The sequence below is a fragment of the Crossiella sp. S99.2 genome (assembly GCF_023094165.1).
Lineage (GTDB): Bacteria > Actinomycetota > Actinomycetes > Mycobacteriales > Pseudonocardiaceae > Crossiella.
Window position 1 is genome coordinate 22107 of the sequence record NZ_JALMDK010000015.1, and the last position, 19801, is coordinate 41907.

The window sequence follows — 19801 nt, forward strand, 5'->3', positions numbered from 1 at the left end:
GCTAGGGCTTCTCCAGCCCGGCCGCGATGCTCACCGCCCGGTCCCACTCCGGATCCGGCTGGTACTCCACGTGCCCCAGCACCCCGGGCGCCCAGCGGCGCAACGGGAACGGGCCACGCATCGGGTCCGGCAGCCAGTGGTCCCCGCCCAGCACCAGCGCGCCATGCGGGCCGACCTTGGCCGCGGGCAGCGGACCGGTGGAGCCGTCCGCGCGGAAGCCCACACCCAGCATCCGGCCGTCGTAGACCTGCCGCGCCCAGGTGGTCACCGCGCCGCCGAGCGGATCGGTGCCCCGGCACAGCGACCGCCACCGGCCGCCCAGTTCGCCGTGCAGCTTGGCCAGCGAGCTGTGCGGCACCACCGCAGGGAACGCCCTCGGGTACGCCCACTGCAACTGCGAGCCCGCGGTGACCAGGCCGATCCGCTCCCGATCATGCGCCGAGCAGGTCTCCAGCAGCCGGGACACGGCCACCGCGGCCAGTAAGCTGCCCTGGCTGTGCCCGACCAGCACCACCCGGTTGCCCGGCGCCTTCAGGTGCTCCTCGGCGCGGGCCACCAGCTCCGGCACCACCTTCATCGCGTAACACGGCGGCACGGTCGGATGCGCCTCCCGCGGCCAGAACGCGGCCAGGTCCGCCAGCACACCCACCTGCTTGGCCCGCTCCGGATGCCGCGCGGCCAGCCACACCAGGTACAGCAGCCCGCCGCCCAGCAGCGCCAGCGCCACCACACCCACCCCGGAGAGCGGGGCCAGCCCGGTCGGCAGCGGCGCGCCCAGCGCCTGCCCGGTCACCGAGGCCGCCGCGCCCACGCCGAGCAGTCCGGCGAAGCAGATCAGCACCTGGTGCGCGTGCTTGCGCTGCCACTCCGCCCGCCGCCAGGCCCTGGCCGCGCGGGCCTCGTCCTGTGGCCGGTCCTTGTGCAGCAGGGCCACCTCGGGCGGGGTGAAGGTGCCGCGCCGCTTGCGGATCCGCCCCAGCAGCACCAGCACCGGCGCACACAGCACCAGCGTGGTCAGCGCCACCCCGGCCGCGGTGCCCCACACCAGGGTCACCCAGCGGTAGCCGGAGGGCAGCACCAGCCGCACCGGGGTGAGCACCTGCTCGAAGGTGATCGCGATCCCGGCGCCGAACCCGCCGCCGAGCAACCCGGCCAGTCCCAGCACCGGCGCGGCCATCCAGCCGCCTGCCCACGGCCGCAGTCCACGGGGCAGCTTCCGCCAGGTCGAGCGGGCCAGCAGCGCGGCCGGGATCAGCAGCAGCCCGAACAGCACGCAGCACAGCCCGAGTCCGACCGCGATGCCCTGCACGGTGGCGTCGGAGGCGGCCAGCGGCCCGGACAGCTCCGGCGCGAACGCCGCCGACGCGCCCAGCAGCACCAGCGCGGCCAGCACCAGCATCCGTCGCGGCGCGGGCGCCAGCGCGGCCCGCAGCCAGCGCCCGGCCCGGTCCGGGTGGCTGCCGTTGGGGTCGTCCAGCAGCAGCACGCCCAGTGCGCACAGCCCCAGGATCAGCATCGTGGTGCCCCACAGGGCGGCCAGGTCTGCCCGAAGGGGACCCAGCGGACCGCCCAGCAGCAGCCAGGCCACCGTGGCCAGCGCGGCCGTGGTGTGCAGGCCACGCAGCGCCGGGGTGTCCGGATCGGCGGCCACGCCCGCACCCGGCAGGCTCGACATCGCGTGTCCAGGCGGGTCCGCGGCCGGCTGCGGCACGGACAGCTCCCAGTCCACCCCGGAGACCCGGAACAGCACCCCGATCGCGAGCAGCACCGGCAGCAGCCCGGAGATCATCCGCAACGTCGGGGAGTCGCGCAGCCAGGTCGGCGTCAGCCCGCCGGCGCACTCCAGCCTTGGGGAGAGGCACTGCGCCGCGATCAGGTCCAGCGAGACCACCGCGAACTGCCCGATGAACAGCATGGTCAGCCCGAGCGCGGCCAGCCGCAGCAACGCCCGCAGCACCGTGCCCAGCCCCCTGGCCAGCCGGGAACCCGGCGGCGCGGGCGGCAGCATCCAGTGCGCGACGTTGGCCAGGGTGAACGGGAACAGCAGCGCCCAGGTGGCCTTGGCCACACCGCCGGAGGTCATCGCGCCCCAGACGTAGCCCTCGATGACCCGGGAGATCGGTCGCCCGCCCAGTGACAGCGAGGGCCCGGCGACCGGCCGGTCCATCCGGTCCGCGGGCCGGACCACCCGGCCCAGTCCGTCCCCTGCCACGTCTACGGCGCTGGCAGAGCCGGTGACCGACTCCGGAGTCGCGCCCAGCACCCCCGGCACACGCAGCTCGACGACACGGGTGTCGGGACCGGGGAGAAGCACAGTCAACTCCGAACATGTGATCTTGTGGTGTCCCGGCTCACAGCGGAACCGGTGAAATCCAGCCGAGGGGTCATCTTCGGACATCGAGCTGTTGAATTACGTCATATGCCGTTCCCGGCGTGGCTGGTTGTAGGGTGGCCAGCGGATTCCCAAGACTTGGATGGAGCCGGTTCATGACCGCCGAAAGGCTGCAGACCCTCAATGGCATCGACTTTGCCGTTGCCGATCTTTCGCTGGCCGAGTTCGGTCGCAAGGAGATCCGACTGGCCGAGCACGAGATGCCGGGCCTGATGGCACTGCGTCGTGAGTACGCGGAGGTCTATCCGCTGCGCGGCGCGCGGGTCGCCGGCTCGCTGCACATGACCGTGCAGACCGCCGTGCTCATCGAGACCCTGGTGTCCCTTGGCGCGGACGTCCGCTGGGTCTCCTGCAACATCTTCTCCACCCAGGACCACGCCGCCGCCGCGGTCGTCGTCGGCCCCTACGGCACCGAGGAGGAGCCCAAGGGCGTCCCGGTGTTCGCGTGGAAGGGCGAGACCCTGGAGGAGTACTGGTGGTGCACCCGCCAGCTCTTCGACTTCGCCGACGGCCAGGGCCCGAACATGATCCTGGACGACGGTGGCGACGCCACCATGCTGGTGCACAAGGGCACTGAGTTCGAGAAGGCCGGCGTCGTGCCGAACACCGAGGCGGACGACTCGGAGGAGCACCAGGTCTTCCTGGAGCTGCTGCGCCAGTCCCTCAAGGAGTCCGACACCCGCTGGACCAAGATCGGTGCGGACATCCTCGGCGTCACCGAGGAGACCACCACCGGCGTGCTCCGCCTGTACCAGCTGGCGGCCGCGGGTGAGCTGCTCTTCCCCGCGATCAACGTGAACGACTCGGTCACCAAGTCCAAGTTCGACAACCGCTACGGCTGCCGCCACTCGCTGATCGACGGCCTGAACCGGGCCACCGACGTGCTGATCGGCGGCAAGGTCGCGCTCGTGGCCGGTTACGGCGACGTCGGCAAGGGTTGCGCCGAGTCCCTGCGTGGCCAGGGCGCCCGCGTGATCGTGGCCGAGATCGACCCGATCTGCGCGCTGCAGGCGGCCATGGACGGGTACCAGGTCGGCACCATCGACAAGCTGATCGACCAGGCGGACATCATCATCACCGCCACCGGCAACAAGGACGTGCTGCTCGTCGAGCACATGGCCCGGATGAAGCACCAGGCCATCGTCGCCAACATCGGCCACTTCGACAACGAGATCGACATGGCCGGTCTGCAGCGCTACCCGGGCATCAAGCGCAACAACATCAAGCCGCAGGTCGACGAGTGGGTCTTCCCCACCGGCCGCACCGTGATCGTGCTCTCCGAGGGCCGCCTGATGAACCTGGGCAACGCCACCGGGCACCCCAGCTTCGTCATGTCGAACTCCTTCTCCAACCAGGTGATCGCGCAGATCGAGCTGTTCACCAAGTACGAGGAGTACGACAAGGAGGTCTTCCGTCTGCCGAAGGCACTGGACGAGAAGGTCGCCAAGATCCACCTTGAGGCCCTCGGCGGCGAGCTGACCAAGCTCACCAAGGAGCAGGCCGAGTACATCAACGTGGACGTCGAGGGTCCGTACAAGCTGGACCACTACCGCTACTGATCCTGCCGGTCAGTTCGGACTTTTCGCGGCGGGCTCGTCCTTCGGGACGGGCCCGCCGTTCGTTTCAGCGCCAGTCCACCGCGATCCCGGCCAGTCCCGGCCCCGCGTCCGGGAAGTACGCGCTGACCAGGGCGTCGGCCGTGCACACCAGTTCCTCCGACTCCGCGGGCAAGGCGTCCTCCCGCGCGAGCACCCGTCGCGTGCACCGGGCGGGCAGCGCCTTCCGGTTGAACCGCAGCTGCAGCAGGTACGACGCGCAGTGCGTGCGCAACATCCGGTGGTACCCCGGCGATTCCACCCCGGTCCCGTCCGTCACCGAGTACTCGAAGACGTGCGTCTCCCCCTCAGCCAGCCGCCGGTCGAACAGCAGCTCGATCGCCAGCGCCCCCGGCCCGCCGTCCCGCCACCGGACCCGGCCCAGCCGGCAGCCCTCCTCGGCCCGGACCACCACCCGCGTCATGTCCGCGCCGTCATCTCCGTGATATACCGCCAGATACCGATACGGCCCCGGCTGCACCGCTTTGACCACCAGTTTCGACCGCACACTGCGCTGTACCCGGTCCGCGCCGAAGGTCACCACCTCCTGCACCATCCGGACCCGCATCGAGGTGTTGCACCGGTGCACCTCGGGCGCGGCGTCCAGTTCCTCCAGCAGGTCCGCGGTGATCTTGCCGACCTCCACCAGGTCGGCGAAGGAGGTCGCCTTCTCCCGGTCGAAGCCCGGTGGCCGGTGCTGCGGGCCCACCAGCACCACCAGGGAGTCCGAGGGCAGCCGGAGCACCGTCTCCAGCGCGCGCACCGTGGGCAGCGAGGCGGGCATCTCGGGGTGGCGCATGCCGCGTTGCCAGTAGCTCAGGGTGGACTGGCCGGTGTTGATGCCCAGGCGGCCCAGATGCGCGGTGATGCGGGCCAGGGACAGGCCGCGGCAGCTGATGGCCTCGCGCAGGGCACGGTGGAACGGGCCGTAGCGCAGTGCGTCCACCAGGCCGTCGGGAAGTTCGGACACCATGCCACTTACCTTCCAGCCGCGATTTTCACGGCCTGTGAACGGGGTGTGAACGTTCACGGTAACCACCCGGACGTGGTTGATCCAAGAGTAAACAAGGCTGGTCAGGCGTGCCATTCACGCGTTCGCGGGACATCGCCCACCCCGGAACGGTCCTGCGTGACCAAGGACACCAACCAAGGTCGGTTGCCGCTCAACCGTTTGCGCCCGAATCTTCCGCAACCACCGCCCGACCTGCCCACGCCACCCCCTGCGGCGTGCGGTCACCGGGCGGACCGGCGAGAGGAGAGACCACCGTGTCACGGAGGTCCGAACTACGCAGAGCTGTGGCCGGGATGGCCGCGGTTCTCGCCAGCTGGTTGCTCATCCCCGTTCCCGGAGCCTTCGCCGCCGAGGCACCGGCCATCGAACAGGTGGCGTTCGCCCAGAGCAGCGCGGCCCTGCCCGCCGCATACCGGGTGAACATCACCATGCAGGCCCAGGAGAAGACCAACTGGTGCTGGGCCGCCGCGGGCAACACCATCGCCGCCTGGCACGGCCTCTCGGTCAGCCAGAACCACTTCTGCGCGCTGGCCAAGAACCGGTCCACCAGCTCGGCCTGCCCCAACGACCAGGCCCACCTCGGCGAGGTGCAGAACGCGCTGCGCAGGCTGAACTTCACCAACCCCGGTCAGTACCTGAGCAACACGCTCAGCTACGCCACCATCCAGCAGCAGACCGCGGCCAACCAGCCGGTGGAGACCCGCATCGGCTGGCAGTCCGGCGGTGGCCACATGCACGTGCTCTACGGCTACGACACCACCAAGAGCTGGGTGTACTGGGGCGACCCGTGGCAGTCCAGCAATCGCTACAACTGGGCCACCTACAACTACTACCGCAGCAACTCGAGCTTCACCTGGACGCACACGCTGACCGGGATCAGGAGGTGAGCGCGATGCGCGGGATCACCAGGACGCTCGTGACCGCGGCACTGGGCGCGGGCCTGCTGCTGGCCAACGGCTGGGGCGCCAGTGCGGCGCCGGCGGCCAACGAACCCTCGGCGCAGGACCTGGCCGCGGCGGCCCAGGTCGCGGACACCCCGTCGGTGCGGGCCACCCTCGGCAAGTTCTTCCAGGCCGACCCGAACAGCTCCTCCACCGGCGGTCTGTCCTCCACCGGTGGCGCGCCCGGCCTGGACGCGGAGATCGCGGTCGCGCCGCGGCCGGTGCCGGTCTACCAGCTGGCCAAGGACTTCGTGGCCGGCAAGAGCCAGGCGCCCGGCGCGCTGGCCTACGTCGCGGTGCCGGCCAACTGCGGCGCCTGCGGTGCGAGCGCGACGCTGTGGACGGTGCGGGACGAACGCGGGAGCTGGCAGGTCGGCAACATCGCCTCCGGTGACCGGGAACGCCAGTTCGCCGACAAGCTGCCGCAGGGCGCGTACCTGTTGCAGGAACCGCAGATCGACGCCTGGTACGCCGTGCACGGCGACACCGTCCGCCGCCTCGACGGCGACGGCGCGAGTGCCTCCGTCGCGGATTACCAGCGGGCCGTCGCCGCCAAGTACGGCGACAAGCAGGCCGACTCGAACTACGCCCAGCGCGGCAAGGCCGGCGGTTACGGCTACGCCGCTCCCACCGCCGAGGGCAGCTCCCTGCCGCTGGTCCTGGTGTTGCTGGGCTCCCTGCTGGTGATCGGGTTCGGCTCGGTGTTCCTGCGCCGCAAGGCGTAGCGGACACCAGGGGTCCCACGGGGCGGGCGTTGCCCGGAAGCCCCCGCCCCGTGGGACTCATCCCCGCGTCGGGTTAGATGACGGCGTGGGTCGACTGGTGGTCATCGAGGGTCTGGACGGCGCGGGCAAGCGCACGCTCGCCGACGCGCTCACCGCGGAGCTGACCAGGCTCGGCAAGACGGTGGCCCGGCGGGCCTTCCCCCGCTACGGCGAGGACGTGCACGCCGACCTGGTCCGGGACGCGCTGCAGGGCCGCCTTGGCGACACCGTGGACTCGGTCTACGCGATGGCCGTGCTCTACGCGCTGGACCGGCGCGGCGCCGCCGACTCACTGCGCGCCGACCTGGCCGCGCACGACGTGGTCCTGCTGGACCGCTACATCGCCTCCAACGCCGCCTACTGCGCGGCCCGGCTGCACCAGGACGCGCACGGCGAGTTCGTCGGCTGGGCCTACGAGCTGGAGATCCGCCGCTTCGGCCTGCCAGTGCCCGACCTGCACCTGCTGCTGCAGGTCCCGGTCGAGGTGGCCGCGGCCCGCGCGGTGCACCGGGAGGCGGTGGAGGCCGACCGGGCCCGCGACTCCTATGAGACCGACGCCGGCCTGCAGGCCCGCTGCGCCAAGGTCTACCAGCAGCTGGCCGCCGAGCACTGGCTGGCCGACTGGCACGTGGTGGACGGCGTCACCGAGGTCGACTTCACCCGCCTGGCCGCCCGCGCGCTCGGCGCGGGCTAGAGCGCGCCTACCAAATCTCCACCCCATCGGGTGATTTCTGCGTCCAGGTCCAGTGGCAACGTCTTGGGGTTGGCCCGCATCTCCGGTGTCACCTTGGGCAACGGAACCAGCCAGGAAACCTCGAATTCCAGCCCGTCCGGGTCCTTGGCGTAGAGCGCCTTGGTGGTGATGTGGTCCGAAGCCCCCACCAGCGCGCCGGCCGTGCGCAATCGGTTGGCGTACTCGGCCAGCTCGCGCAGCGTGCCCACCGACCAGGCCAGGTGGTAGAGCCCCACGCTGTCCCGGCCCGCGGTGGAGGGGCCCGCGTGGTCGCCGATCTGGAACAGGCCGAGATCGTGGTCGTTGTCGGATCCCTCGGCCTGCAGGAAGGCCGCGCCGGGGAACTGGTGCACCACCCGGAAACCGAGAATGTCCTGGTAGAAGGCCAGGCTGCGGGTCACGTCGCGGACGTAGAGGACAGCGTGGTTGAGACGCCGGATGGCCATCGAGGTTCCCTCCACTGGTAGTTCAATGTTCAACTTACCGCCGGATAGGTTGACAAAGTTGACTCGATTGGTCGCAAATCGGTAACGCGGGGCAATGGGCGAGCGCTGTAGGCGGTGAACGGCAACGTTGCCGGGGCCGTCGGGCGGGAGGTCGTGATGGACAGGCACACGCGAATAACTCTGGGTAACCGCCCGATCGGGCAGTCGATGAGCCCGCCGGGGGCTCAATCGATAACGAACGGGTCTGCAAACGGCGGCAATGGTCAACGGGTGGTTCGCACCCGGGTAGCGGGCAGTGGAAACATGTGGCCAATGAAGGCGCGCGTACTCGTGGTGGATGACGACCCTGCGCTGGCGGAGATGTTGACCATCGTGCTCCGCGGGGAAGGCTTCGACACCGCCGTCGTCGGGGACGGGACGCGGGCATTGCCCGCACTCCGCGAGCTCAAACCGGACCTTGTCCTGCTGGACCTGATGCTGCCAGGAATGAACGGCATCGACGTCTGCAAGGCCATCAGGTCCGAATCAGGCATCCCCATCGTCATGCTCACAGCCAAGAGCGACACCGTGGACATCGTGCTCGGCCTGGAGTCCGGGGCCGACGACTACGTGGTGAAGCCGTTCAAGCCGAAGGAGCTGGTCGCCCGCATCCGGGCCCGGCTCCGCCGCACCGAGGCCGAACCGGCCGAGGTGCTCGCTATCGGCGATCTGACCATCGACGTGCCAGGTCACGAGGTCACCAGGGAGGGGAAGGCGATCCAGCTGACCCCCCTGGAATTCGACCTCCTGGTCGCGCTGGCCCGCAAGCCACGCCAGGTGTTCACCCGCGAGGTGCTCCTGGAACAGGTGTGGGGCTATCGGCACGCGGCGGACACCCGGCTGGTGAACGTGCACGTCCAGCGACTGCGCTCGAAGGTGGAGAAGGACCCGGAACGTCCGGAGGTCGTGCTGACCGTCCGCGGCGTGGGGTACAAGGCCGGTCCGCCGTGAGGCGCGCCGCCGTGACTGTCCTGAGTGGACGGTCGTGACGGCCCTCCAACGTCGGTTCCCGACCCTGGTCCGCCGGTGCAAGCGGCTGGTGTACCAGGGTCGGCGACGCTGGCTGGCCTTCGCCGCGCTGTGGCGCCGATCGCTGCAGCTGCGGGTCGTGGTGAGCACCCTCGCGCTGTCCTCGGCCGTGGTCTTCGTGCTGGGCATCGTGCTGCAGACACAGGTCACCGACCGGCTGATGAACGCCAAGGAGGCCGCGGCCATCGCGCAGGCCTTCCGCAGCGCCGACGTGGTGCAGCGGGAGCTGCTGGCCATCGACCCGGCCAGCACGGAGGCCATCTCGGCCCGGCTGGCCGGCGCGCTGGCCAAGCTGACCAGCCCGAACCTGGAACGCGACGTGGCCAACCCGGCCGCGGGCGCGTTCGAGCCGGTGCTGGTCGACGGCGCGGCCACCCCGGTCACCCCTGGCGCCCGCCCGGCCTTCGCCGGTCCCTACAACGACGTGCCCCTCCAGCTCCGCAACGACGTCCAGCAGGACAAGAAGGCCACCCAGATCGCCACGGTGACCAGGGATTCCGGCAAGGTCACCCTGCTCGTGGTCGGCCTGCCGGTGGCCAGCGCGGGCCGCGCGCTGCAGCTCTACCTGCTCTTCCCGCTCACCGCCGAGCAGCGCACCGTCGGGGTGGTGCAGTCCACCCTGGGCATCGGCGGCCTGGTGCTGCTGTTCCTGCTGGCCGGCATCACCAACCTGGTGACCAGGCAGGTGGTCCGCCCGGTGCGGCACGCCGCCGAGGTCGCCGAGCGCTTCGCCGACGGCAAGCTGGACGAGCGGATGGACGTCGTCGGCGAGGACGACGTGGCCAGGCTGGCCGACTCCTTCAACGAGATGGCCGCCAGCCTGCAACGCCAGATCCAGCAGCTGGAGGAGTTCGGCCAGCTCCAGCGCCGGTTCACCTCCGACGTCTCGCACGAGCTGCGCACCCCGCTGACCACGGTCCGGATGGCCGCCGACGTGCTGCACGCCTCCCGGGAGCAGTTCCCGCAGGGCCTGGCCCGCTCCACCGAGTTGCTGGTGGCCGAACTGGACCGGTTCGAGGCGCTGCTGGGCGACCTGCTGGAGATCAGCAGGCTGGACGCGGGCGTGGCCGACCTGTCCGTGGACGCGATGGACGTGCGCAGCATCGTGCAGCGCGCGGTCGACTCGGTCCGGGTGATCTCCGGCAAGGCAGGGGTCCCGGTCGAGCTGTACCTGCCGCCGACCGAGGTCACCGCCGAGGTGGACGCGCGCAGGCTGGAACGCATCCTGCGCAACCTGCTGGCCAACGCGATCGACCACGGCGAGGGCCGCCCGGTCCAGCTCCAGCTGGCCGCCGACCGGCACGCGGTGGCCTTCACCGTCCGGGACTTCGGCGTCGGGCTGCGGCCCGGCGAGGCCGAGCTGGTCTTCACCCGGTTCTGGCGGGCCGACCCCTCCAGGGACCGGCAGACCGGCGGAACCGGACTCGGACTCTCGATCAGCATCGAGGACGCGCACCTGCACGGTGGCAGACTGGACGCGTGGGGCGAGCTGGGGGAGGGCGCCTGCTTCCGGCTGACCCTGCCTCGCACCCAGGACGTCGAGCTGCACGGTGGCTCTCCGCTGCCGCTGCCCCCGCCGATCCCGAACGCGGACCGCCCGCCGGCCGCGGTCGCGGTGACCGCGGGACCCGGAGGAGACGAGGACCAGCGCGAATGACCCGGCGAGTGCTGTTGGCGGCCTGCGCCATCGGCGGTGTGCTGCTGTTCACCGGCTGCGCCGCCATCCCGGAGTCCGGCAACCCCAAGCCGATCAACGCCACCACCGGGGACACCGCGCGCACCCCCGAACCCGCCGGTCCCAAGGGCGCGGACGACGCGGCCGCCCTGGTCCGCAACTTCATCGGCGCCTCGGCCAAGCCCGAGGGCAAACGGGCCGAGGCCCGGCAGTACCTGGTGCCGCCGCTGAACAACTCCTGGGACGGCAACCGGGCGCTGACGGTGATCGAGGACAACTTCAGCACCCAGGTGCTGGCCGACGCGGGCAGCGGGGACAGCCAGCTGGTGACCGTCCGGGGCCGCCGGATCGGCCAGCTCGGCACGGACAGCGTGTTCACCGCCATCGCCGACTCGCTCGACCTCGAACTGACCGTGAAGGTGGCCAAGCAGAAGGACGGCCAGTGGCGGATCCAGGAGCCGCCGGCGGAGATCCTGGTCGCCCGCGAGGACCTGGACGCCAACTACAAGCAGGTCCGGCTGGCCTTCCTCGACCCGGGCGGGCCCGCGATCGTCCGGGACACCCGGTACATCCCGTTGCGCCCCAACAGTTCCATGCCGCAGCGCACGATGGAGCTGCTCATCCTCGGGCCGGCCGCCGCCCTGCGCAACGCGGTGCGCACCGCGCTGCCCGGCGGGGCGAACCTGGTCACCAACGTCACCGAGGACAACGTCGGCGCGATGGAGGTCAACCTCTCCGGGCTCAACGAGCTGTCCAAGGAGGACCGGCAGCTGGTGGCCGCGCAGGTGGTGATCTCGCTGCAGGCGGTGTCCAACAGCCGGATCCGGCTCAAGACCGACGGCGTGCCGATGTTCCCGGAGAAGCACGAGTGGCGGCCGGGCGATGTGTCCCGGTACGAGAACACCTTCGCGCTCAGCCCCGAGGCCAAGGACCTGGCCGTGGTCAACGGCGTGCTCCGGTACCTGCCCGGCGGGGAGCCCTTCCCAGGGCAGGCAGGCGACGGCGCGCTGTCCGTGGTGACCGCGGCCCAGGCGATCAAGGGCGACCGGATCGCGGTGGTGTCCCGCTCGGGCAGCAAGGTGACACTGCGGGTGGGTCCGCCGGGCAACCTGAAGCTGGTGAACTTGGCCGCGGACGAGCTGACCCGGCCGACCTGGCGGCCGGACGGGGCCGAACTGTGGACGGTGGCCGATCACGGCACGGTCATGCAGGTGGTGGACCAGGGCGGCGCCTGGAAGGCACTGCGGGTCAATGCGGAGGAGCTGGCCAAACTCGGCGAGCCCATCACCGACCTGCGGCTGTCCAGGGACGGCATCCGGGTCGCGGCGGTGGTCGGCGGCAAGCTGATGGTCGGCTCGGTGGTCCGGGAGGGCGGCGAGGCGGCCAGCATCCGCTCGGTGCGCCAGCTCGCGGCCGGGGCGCTGGCCACCGTGATCGGGGTGGACTGGGCGCAGTCCGACCAGCTGGTGGTGGCCACCGCCGGCTCCTCCGGCCAGATCGTCCGGGTGCAGGCGGACGGGCAGAGCTGGCAGCGGTTCCAGTCCACCAACCTCTCGCCCGAGTTCACCGCGATCACCGCGGCCCCCGGCCGGGCCATCCTGGTCGCGGACCGGCGCGGACTCTGGACCACCCAGGGCCCGGAAGAGCTGTGGAACCAGGTCTCCCCGACACTGCCTTCGGGCGTGGTTCCGTTCTATCCCGGCTGACCTGGCTTTTGTGGACAGCCCGGGGTGCTGTCCTGGGATCTGTGGACAACTCGGCGCCTGTGGATGACCGGCTGGGGTGAGCCGCCGATCCGCGGCAGGCTGAACGGGTGCTGACCGCCCTGCTCGACCTCCTGCTCCCACGGCTGTGCGCCGGCTGTTCCCGGGCAGGCACGCCCTGGTGTGTGCCGTGCCGCGCCCGCTTCGACTCTCTCTACCGGGTCCGGCTCGGTTTGCCCAGGCTGCCGCCGGTGCACGTGCTGACGGAATATTCCGGGGCAGCGCGGGCGACCGTGCTGGCCTACAAGGAACGCCGCCGCCGCGATCTGGCCGCCGGACTCGGGCGGGCGCTGGCCGCCGCGATCCCCCGGTTGCCGCGCGGCAGTCCGGATCCGGCGGGGCGCTGGTGGCTGGTGCCCGCCCCCTCACGGCGCATCGCGGCCCGCGCCAGGGGTGGCTCGCACACGCTCAGGCTCACCGCGAGCATTGCCGCGCACCTCGAACGAGCGAGCAGCATCCCCATCCTGGGGCTCGACAGAACGGCCACAGACTCTGTTGGGCTCGGACCTGGCGAGAGGTTGGACAACCTGCGGGGCCGGGTACACCTGAGCGGGCGATGGCAGCTCCCGCCGGGCACGCCGGTGCTGCTGGTTGACGACGTTGTCACCACCGGCGCCACCGCGGCTGTCTGCAGCTCGGTGCTGCGTGCCGCGGGGCTGCGGGTGACCGGGATGCTGGCCCTGACCGGACCGGCCGGACGGCTTGAACCAGAGCTGGACACCAAGAAAACCCTGAGAAAAACCCGCAGGTCGGCGGGTCGGGGAACGTCTGGACGGCGTGAGCCGTTCGCCGAGTATGAGCCCGCGCAAACCCCCGTTCGGAGTATCGGGACTTCAGACAACGGTCTGCGATCCCATCCCCCGATCGAGTGATGGTGAGGAGGGTTTGACGATCACTTGGGTGATCTTCGAGGAGAGCCGCAGGCCAGCTCTGGCCCCTGTTCGGTCGCGCACAGTCACGGCGTGCGGGGGATTGACGTCCTCCGTACAGGGGGCTGTTGCCTTCGGAGAAGCCGGGCTAACGTGCTCCGCTATCAGCGACTCCGGGCTTTGGGGAGGAGGCGAACAGCCCATGGACCTGGCGCCGGCAGGGAGCTGACTACCTCCGTCAGTTATCGGCGCCGCAATGACCACTTTTCTGGCAACACCGCGCGACGCAAGGGAGGTCGTGTATGGACATCGTCGTCAAGGGCCGTAACGTCGAGGTGCCTGATCACTACCGGGAGCACGTCACCGACAAGCTCTCCCGACTTGGACGTTACGACAGGAAAGTCATCAGCTTCGACGTCGAACTCTTCCACGAACCCAACCGCAGGCAGATGAAGAACTGCCAGCGAGTGGAGATTACCGGAAAGGGTCGAGGCCCCGTCATCCGGGCCGAAGCATGCGCAGGCGACTTCTACGCCGCCCTCGACGCGGCCGTCAGCAAGCTGGAGGGCCGACTCCGCAAGGCGCATGACCGACGCCGTGTGCACCACGGCCGGCATGCCCCTAAGTCCGTTGCCGAGGCGACCGCGGCCACCGCCGCCAACCTCGTGCACGAGATCGACCACTCCGCCGGAAACGGCCAGCCGCAGCGGTCTCGGACCGCGCTGCTCGAAGCCACCGACCTCCCCTCCGGTGACGCCCAGGTGCCTGAACAGCGCTGGGACAGCGACCAGTACGAGGACTACCTGCCTGGCCGAGTGGTCAGGGAGAAGGAGCACCCGGCCAAGCCCATGACTGTTGACCAGGCCCTCTACGAGATGGAACTGGTCGGACACGACTTCTACCTGTTCGCCTGCGCCGACAGCGGACGACCCAGCGTCGTCTACCGCCGTCGCGGCTTCGACTATGGCGTCATCCGCCTCGCCTGACCTCCCTCCCAACCTCCCCTAGCCACCCGATGGCCCCCGTTCGGCTGAATGCCGCACGGGGGCCGTCCGCTGTCCACCCCCGGGCGGAGGTTGTCGAACACCGTATTGCCGCACTCTGGGCAGGCTGCCGGGTTTCTGGTTTTCTGGAGTTCATGGCGGCCGGTGTTGGCTGGTTGCCTACGATGACGTCAAGGCGTCCTGTCCAGGGGCGCATCCGATCAGCTAGTGAGGTCGACCTCGGATGGTCCTGTCCCGACTGCTCCGCGCCGGAGAAGGCAAGACGCTCAAGCGACTCCGCTCGATCGCGACGCACATCGACTCCCTTGAGGACGATGTGGTCGAGTTGTCCGACGCTGAGCTGCGCGGGAAAACCGAGGAGTTCAAGAAGCGGTACACCGACGGCGAGACACTGGACCAGCTGCTCCCGGAGGCCTTCGCGGTCGCCAGGGAAGCAGCGAAGCGGGTGCTCGGCCAGCGGCACTACACCGTCCAGCTCATGGGCGGCGCCGCGCTGCACCTCGGCCAGATCTCGGAGATGAAGACCGGTGAGGGCAAGACCCTGACCTGTGTTCCGCCCGCCTACCTCAACGCGCTCTCCGGCGACGGCGTGCACGTGGTCACGGTCAACGACTACCTGGCCAAGCGCGACGCGGAGTGGATGGGCCGGGTGCACCGCTTCCTGGGCCTGGAGGTCGGGGCGATCCTGTCCTCGATGACCCCGGACCAGCGCCGCACCGCCTACCACGCGGACATCACCTACGGCACGAACAACGAGTTCGGCTTCGACTACCTGCGCGACAACATGGCCTGGAGCCTGGACGAGTGCGTCCAGCGCGGCCACAACTTCGCCATCGTCGACGAGGTGGACTCGATCCTGGTCGACGAGGCCAGGACGCCGCTGATCATCTCGGGTCCGGCCGACCAGTCCTCGCGCTGGTACCAGGAGTTCGCCCGGATCATCCCGCTGATGAAGAAGGACACCCACTACGAGGTCGACGAGCGCAAGCGCACCGTCGGCGTCTCGGAGGAGGGCGTCACCTTCGTCGAGGACCAGCTCGGCATCGAGAACCTGTACGAGGCGGCCAACACCCCGCTGGTGGGCTACCTCAACAACGCGATCAAGGCCAGGGAGCTGTTCCTCCGGGACAAGGACTACATCGTCCGCGACGGCGAGGTGCTCATCGTCGATGAGTTCACCGGCCGCGTGCTGGCCGGCCGTCGCTACAACGAGGGCATGCACCAGGCCATCGAGGCCAAGGAGAAGGTGGAGATCAAGGCCGAGAACCAGACCCTGGCCACGATCACCCTGCAGAACTACTTCCGGCTCTACGACAAGCTCTCCGGCATGACCGGCACCGCGCAGACCGAAGCGGCCGAGCTGCACCAGATCTACAAGCTCGGCGTGGTGCCCATCCCGACCAACCGGCCGATGCTGCGCAAGGACCAGGGCGACCTGATCTACAAGACCGAGCCTGCCAAGTTCGAGGCGGTCGCCGAGGACATCGCCGAGCGGCACGAGAACGGCCAGCCGGTACTGGTCGGCACCACCAGCGTGGAGCGCTCGGAGTACCTGTCCAAGCTGCTGGTGAAGAAGGGCATCCCGCACGAGGTGCTCAACGCCAAGCACCACGAGCGGGAAGCGGCGATCATCGCGCTGGCCGGGCACAAGGGCGCGGTCACGGTGGCCACCAACATGGCAGGCCGAGGCACCGACATCATGCTCGGCGGCAACCCCGAGTTCATGGCCGACATGGAGCTGCGCGCCCGCGGCCTGGACCCGGTGACCACGGCCGAGGAGTACGACAAGCTCTACCCGAAGGCCGTCGAGGAGGCCAAGGCCGCGGTCAAGGCCGAGGCCGAGGAGGTCATCGACGCCGGTGGCCTGTACGTGCTGGGCACCGAACGGCACGAGTCCCGCCGGATCGACAACCAGCTGCGTGGCCGCTCCGGCCGGCAGGGCGACCCCGGCGAGTCCCGGTTCTACCTCTCCCTCGGCGATGAGCTGATGCGGCGGTTCAACGCCAGCATGGTCGAGATGGTGATGACCCGGCTGAAGGTGCCGGAGGACGTGCCGATCGAGGCCAAGATGGTCAGCAAGGCCATCCAGAGCGCGCAGACCCAGGTCGAGCAGCAGAACTTCGAGATCCGCAAGAACGTCCTCAAGTACGACGAGGTCATGAACAAGCAGCGCACGGTGATCTACGCCGAGCGCCGCCGGGTGCTGGAGGGCGAGGACCTCCAGGAGCAGATCTCGAACATGATCACCGACACGGCCACCGCCTACGTCGAGGGCGCCACCGCCGGCGGCTACTCCGAGGACTGGGACCTGGAGCAGCTCTGGACCGCGCTGCGCACCCTGTACCCGATCACGCTGGACTGGAAGAAGATCCTGGAAGAGGAGGAGGACGTCGACAAGGAGAAGCTGACCCAGCTTGTCGTCGACGACATCGTCCAGGCCTACCGGGACCGCGAGACCGAGATCGAGAGCCGGGTCGGCGAGGGCGCCATGCGCGAGCTGGAGCGCCGGGTGCTGATGTCCGTGCTGGACCGCAAGTGGCGCGAGCACCTCTACGAGATGGACTACCTCAAGGAGGGCATCGGCCTGCGCGCGATGGCCCAGCGCGACCCGCTGATCGAGTACCAGCGCGAGGGCTTCGACATGTTCAACGCCATGCTGGAGGCGTTGAAGGAGGAGTCGGTCGGCTTCCTGTTCAACCTGCAGGTCGAGGCGGTGGAGCCGGAGGACGCGCCGGAGCCCGAGCCGGAGCCGGAGATCGACAACGGCCCGCCGACCACCATCCTGCCGATCATCCAGCCCATGGAGGCCCCCGCGGGCCCGGCCATGAGCCAGCTGGACGCCGGCACCCAGATCCCGCCCGCCCTGCGTGGCAAGGGTCTCGGCGGTCCGGGCCAGCAGCACCTGACCTACTCGGGTCCGACCGAGGACGGTGGCGTGGAGTCCCACGGCGACGCCGAGGACGACGAGGCAGGCGGCACCCGCCGCGAACGCCGCGCCGCAGCCCGCGCCGCCAACAAGAAGCGCCGCCGCTGATCCAGGGCGCCCGAACGCAGGGCACCTGAACAACAGCGCATCCGAACGCGGCGCCCGGTCCAGCACGGACCGGGCGCCGCGTTCGTCATGTCCGGCCTCGCCCGCGCAGCCCGGCGCGCCAGGCGCGACTCGCGCCGCGCCGCGCCGCTCACAGCAACGCCAGGGCGGTGGCCACCCAGTCCTCGTCCCGGCACTCCAGCCGACCCGCGATCGCCCGCACCCGGCCGGCGCGGGTGGCCGTGCCATTGGCCTCGATCACCCGCCACTTCGGCGAGTGCACGTGCACCGTGCGCAGCCGGTAACTCACCGGCCCGCCCGGCCGCCGGGCCAGGAACGAGTCGAACACCCGTCTGGTGACCAGCGGGCGCAACTGCCACAGCGGCCGGTGCCCGCCCAGCACCTCCAGCGCGACCACGAACAACCGCCAGACCATCTCCCGCCGCGGATCCGGGGGCGGAGCCGATGGCTTGCGCCACAGGTCCAGGGTGAGCTGGGCCGGGTCGTGGGCGCGTGGGACTGGGATGATCATGCTCAGCTTGTGCAGGCGGGGGCGGGGCAGTTCCTCACAGCGCATGCCGAACAGAGCCGCGAGCGACCTCGCTGATACCCGGAGCACCCGATGAGGTGATCGACCTAAGCTGGTGCCGTGGACCTTGTCGCACTGCTGGTCGACTACGGCGGCGTGCTCACCGACTGGGGCGATGACCCCGCCGCGTCCGAACCACCCTTGCTCGCGGTGCTCCGCCGGGCCAGAGCCGCCGGACTGCGCACCGCGCTGCTCTCCAACGCCGAGGGGCCGGGGCCGGATCCGGACAGCCCGTTCGGCGCGCTGTTCGACACGATGGTGCTCTCCGGCGAGGTGGGTATCGCGAAACCCGACGAGCGGGTCTACCTGCTGACCGCGGACCGGCTGGGGCTGGCGCCCGGCCAGTGCGTGTTCGTCGACGACCTGCCGGGCAACGTCCGGGCGGCCGCGGCCACCGGGATGGTCGGCGTGCACCACACCAGCGTGGCCCGCACGGTCGAGGAGCTGGAGACGCTGTTCGAGCGCAAGCTAGGCGGGTAGCCGGGCGATTGCCGCCCTGGCCGCGTCCACCAGCTTCTGGTCGTCCGCGATCACCGTCTTCAGCCTGATCTCCACCAGGTACTTCTGGGTGGCCACGTAGATCGTGCCGCCGTCGACGATCTGCGCGGCCGGGTGGTAGACGGCGGACAGACCCACGCCCTCCAGCTTGCGGCTGATCAGCACGTTCTGGTTGATCCGGGTGATCAGGTCCGGGGTGCTGGGGCCCGCCGAGCCGTAGATGTTGATCCAGCCGCTGTACCGGTCGCCGTCGGCGGCGTCGTAGTAGCAGCTGCGCGCCGGGCCCTGGCCCTCCAGCTCGACCAGGGCGTTGCGGCCGGTCCGGGTCGGCTTGTCGATCATGGTGGTGAATTCCTCGGCGGTGAGCAGGCACTCATCCGCCACCACCCCGGTCACCAGCGGGACCGAACTCAGCGTCTGCGGGGAGACCGAACCCGGCGGCGCGGTGTCCGGCGGCACGGTGCCGGTGCTCCTGGTCGAGCCCAGCGCCATGTTGTCCGGCAGCTCGGCGGTGCCCGGGATGACGTTCATGCATCCCGCGAGGACCACACCGGCCACCGCCAGCGGTACCAGGGCGGTCAGCAGTTCACGGCTCGCACGCACGCCACCCACGGTAGGCGAGGTTCAGTGAGATCCCCGTCTGACCAGCTCGAAACACAGCACCGCCGCCGCGGTGGCCACGTTGAGCGATTCCACCCCGCCGGCCATCGGGATCGACACCCAGCCGTGCACCTGTTTGGCGACCTCGGGGGACAGGCCCGCGGTCTCCCCGCCCATGACGAAGGCGACCCGGCGCGGGAAGTTCGCGGTGAACAGGGTGTCCCTGGCCCCGGCGTCCATGCCGAAGAGCCGGTATCCGGCCGAGCGCAGATCACCGGCTGCCTCGCCGGCGGTGACCGCCTTGAGGATCGGCGCGTGGAAGGCCACCCCGGCCGATGCCTTGACCACCAGCGGATCGATGCTGGCCACGCCCCGGCGCGGCACCACGATGCCGCCGATGCCTGCCGCGGTCGCGGCGCGCAGGATCATGCCCACGTTCGCCGGGGTGGTGATCCCGTCCAGCAGCAGCACCGAGTCGGGCAGCCTGCCGGTGTTCAGCGCCGAGGTCAGCGTGCGCATCCGGGTGGCCACCACATCGGCCAGCACACCCTGGTCCTGCTTGCCGTTGCCCGCCAGCACCTTGACCCGCTGCCCGCTGGCCCGCTGCACCGGGACCCCGCGCCGGGCCGCGGCGTTGAGGATCTCCTGGGCGGCCGGGCCGCGGGCGTTGTCGGCGAGCATGACCTTGTCGACCTCTAGCCGGTCGTCGGCCAGCGCCTCCAGCACCGGTTTGCGGCCGTAGACGGTGACGAACCGATCTTTCGGGGACACAGCTTCCTGCACGAAGGCACAGGTTACGCGTTGCGCAGATCTGATCACCG

Annotated in this window: 17 protein-coding genes; 11 read left to right on the forward strand and 6 right to left on the reverse strand. The window is 70.2% G+C overall.

Going from position 1 to position 19801, the window contains the following annotated elements; genetic code table 11:
* Window position 1 precedes the first annotated feature (1 nt).
* A complete protein-coding gene (locus MZC64_RS39205) occupies window positions 2-2314 on the reverse strand; it encodes a hypothetical protein (RefSeq protein WP_247764245.1) in 2313 nt (770 codons plus the stop codon).
* Window positions 2315-2487: 173 nt separating this feature from the next.
* Here MZC64_RS39205 and ahcY point away from each other — a divergent pair, with 173 nt between their 5' ends.
* The gene (gene ahcY / locus MZC64_RS39210; protein ID WP_247764244.1) at window positions 2488-3951 is read left to right on the forward strand and encodes an adenosylhomocysteinase; all 1464 of its coding nucleotides are present in this window, start codon (window positions 2488-2490) and stop codon (window positions 3949-3951) included.
* Window positions 3952-4015: 64 nt separating this feature from the next.
* Here ahcY and MZC64_RS39215 read toward each other — a convergent pair whose 3' ends face one another.
* Window positions 4016-4960 carry a hypothetical protein gene (locus tag MZC64_RS39215; protein ID WP_247764243.1) on the reverse strand — a complete coding sequence of 315 codons (945 nt, stop codon included), beginning with the start codon at window positions 4958-4960 and terminating at the stop codon, window positions 4016-4018.
* A gap of 332 nt (window positions 4961-5292) precedes the next feature.
* Here MZC64_RS39215 and MZC64_RS39220 point away from each other — a divergent pair, with 332 nt between their 5' ends.
* From MZC64_RS39220 to MZC64_RS39230, 3 genes are all read left to right on the forward strand, one after another.
* Window positions 5293-5886, forward strand: coding sequence for a papain-like cysteine protease family protein (locus MZC64_RS39220; protein WP_282106635.1), 594 nt, complete (start codon window positions 5293-5295; stop codon window positions 5884-5886).
* A gap of 5 nt (window positions 5887-5891) precedes the next feature.
* Window positions 5892-6665 carry a hypothetical protein gene (locus MZC64_RS39225; protein WP_247764241.1) on the forward strand — a complete coding sequence of 258 codons (774 nt, stop codon included), beginning with the start codon at window positions 5892-5894 and terminating at the stop codon, window positions 6663-6665.
* Window positions 6666-6750: 85 nt separating this feature from the next.
* Window positions 6751-7398: a dTMP kinase gene (locus tag MZC64_RS39230; protein WP_247764240.1), complete on the forward strand. Its 648-nt coding sequence runs from the start codon at window positions 6751-6753 to the stop codon at window positions 7396-7398.
* Here the strand turns inward: MZC64_RS39230 and MZC64_RS39235 are convergent.
* A complete protein-coding gene (locus tag MZC64_RS39235) occupies window positions 7395-7883 on the reverse strand; it encodes a VOC family protein (protein WP_247764239.1) in 489 nt (162 codons plus the stop codon). The two genes, MZC64_RS39230 and MZC64_RS39235, sit on opposite strands and share 4 nt — an antisense overlap.
* Before the next feature lie 312 nt (window positions 7884-8195).
* Between MZC64_RS39235 and mtrA the strand changes: the two genes are divergently transcribed.
* The 6 genes from mtrA to secA all read left to right on the forward strand — a co-directional run bounded on the left by mtrA (window position 8196) and on the right by secA (window position 17296).
* The gene (gene mtrA, locus MZC64_RS39240) at window positions 8196-8873 is read left to right on the forward strand and encodes an MtrAB system response regulator MtrA (protein ID WP_221489828.1); all 678 of its coding nucleotides are present in this window, start codon (window positions 8196-8198) and stop codon (window positions 8871-8873) included.
* Between the two features lie 34 nt (window positions 8874-8907).
* A complete protein-coding gene (gene mtrB / locus MZC64_RS39245; RefSeq protein ID WP_374205850.1) occupies window positions 8908-10608 on the forward strand; it encodes an MtrAB system histidine kinase MtrB in 1701 nt (566 codons plus the stop codon).
* Window positions 10605-12332 (forward strand): LpqB family beta-propeller domain-containing protein, encoded by a 1728-nt coding sequence (locus MZC64_RS39250; protein ID WP_247764238.1) that lies wholly within the window; start codon window positions 10605-10607, stop codon window positions 12330-12332. The genes mtrB and MZC64_RS39250 overlap by 4 nt, the downstream gene beginning before the upstream one ends.
* Window positions 12333-12439: 107 nt before the next feature.
* Window positions 12440-13261, forward strand: coding sequence for a ComF family protein (locus tag MZC64_RS39255; protein ID WP_247764237.1), 822 nt, complete (start codon window positions 12440-12442; stop codon window positions 13259-13261).
* Window positions 13262-13560: 299 nt separating this feature from the next.
* Window positions 13561-14244, forward strand: a complete 684-nt coding sequence (hpf, locus tag MZC64_RS39260) for a ribosome hibernation-promoting factor, HPF/YfiA family (protein WP_247764236.1) — start codon at window positions 13561-13563, stop codon at window positions 14242-14244.
* A gap of 241 nt (window positions 14245-14485) precedes the next feature.
* Entirely contained in the window at window positions 14486-17296 is a 2811-nt protein-coding gene (secA, locus tag MZC64_RS39265; protein ID WP_247764235.1) for a preprotein translocase subunit SecA, read from the forward strand.
* A gap of 148 nt (window positions 17297-17444) precedes the next feature.
* Here the strand turns inward: secA and MZC64_RS39270 are convergent, their stop codons facing one another.
* Window positions 17445-17825: an Rv3235 family protein gene (locus MZC64_RS39270; RefSeq protein ID WP_247797777.1), complete on the reverse strand. Its 381-nt coding sequence runs from the start codon at window positions 17823-17825 to the stop codon at window positions 17445-17447.
* Between the two features lie 117 nt (window positions 17826-17942).
* On the opposite strand from MZC64_RS39270, the gene MZC64_RS39275 reads away from it, so the two are divergent.
* Window positions 17943-18362 (forward strand): HAD-IA family hydrolase, encoded by a 420-nt coding sequence (locus MZC64_RS39275; protein WP_247764233.1) that lies wholly within the window; start codon window positions 17943-17945, stop codon window positions 18360-18362.
* Here the strand turns inward: MZC64_RS39275 and MZC64_RS39280 are convergent.
* Together MZC64_RS39280 and MZC64_RS39285 are read right to left on the reverse strand one after the other, a co-directional pair.
* Window positions 18351-18983 carry a hypothetical protein gene (locus MZC64_RS39280; protein ID WP_247764232.1) on the reverse strand — a complete coding sequence of 211 codons (633 nt, stop codon included), beginning with the start codon at window positions 18981-18983 and terminating at the stop codon, window positions 18351-18353. The two genes, MZC64_RS39275 and MZC64_RS39280, sit on opposite strands and share 12 nt — an antisense overlap.
* A gap of 21 nt (window positions 18984-19004) precedes the next feature.
* Window positions 19005-19763, reverse strand: coding sequence for an RNA methyltransferase (locus MZC64_RS39285; RefSeq protein ID WP_247764231.1), 759 nt, complete (start codon window positions 19761-19763; stop codon window positions 19005-19007).
* Window positions 19764-19801 lie beyond the last annotated feature (38 nt).

Bases quoted from the DNA above. Each gene is read 5' to 3' on its own strand.
- ahcY (WP_247764244.1), top strand. From the start codon at position 2,488: ATGACCGCCGAAAGGCTGCAGACCCTCAATGGCATCGACTTTGCCGTT.
- MZC64_RS39215 (WP_247764243.1), bottom strand. From the start codon at position 4,960: ATGGTGTCCGAACTTCCCGACGGCCTGGTGGACGCACTGCGCTACGGC.
- MZC64_RS39220 (WP_282106635.1), top strand. From the start codon at position 5,293: ATGGCCGCGGTTCTCGCCAGCTGGTTGCTCATCCCCGTTCCCGGAGCC.
- MZC64_RS39225 (WP_247764241.1), top strand. From the start codon at position 5,892: ATGCGCGGGATCACCAGGACGCTCGTGACCGCGGCACTGGGCGCGGGC.
- MZC64_RS39235 (WP_247764239.1), bottom strand. From the start codon at position 7,883: ATGGCCATCCGGCGTCTCAACCACGCTGTCCTCTACGTCCGCGACGTG.
- mtrA (WP_221489828.1), top strand. From the start codon at position 8,196: ATGAAGGCGCGCGTACTCGTGGTGGATGACGACCCTGCGCTGGCGGAG.
- MZC64_RS39250 (WP_247764238.1), top strand. From the start codon at position 10,605: ATGACCCGGCGAGTGCTGTTGGCGGCCTGCGCCATCGGCGGTGTGCTG.
- hpf (WP_247764236.1), top strand. From the start codon at position 13,561: ATGGACATCGTCGTCAAGGGCCGTAACGTCGAGGTGCCTGATCACTAC.
- secA (WP_247764235.1), top strand. From the start codon at position 14,486: ATGGTCCTGTCCCGACTGCTCCGCGCCGGAGAAGGCAAGACGCTCAAG.
- MZC64_RS39270 (WP_247797777.1), bottom strand. From the start codon at position 17,825: ATGATCATCCCAGTCCCACGCGCCCACGACCCGGCCCAGCTCACCCTG.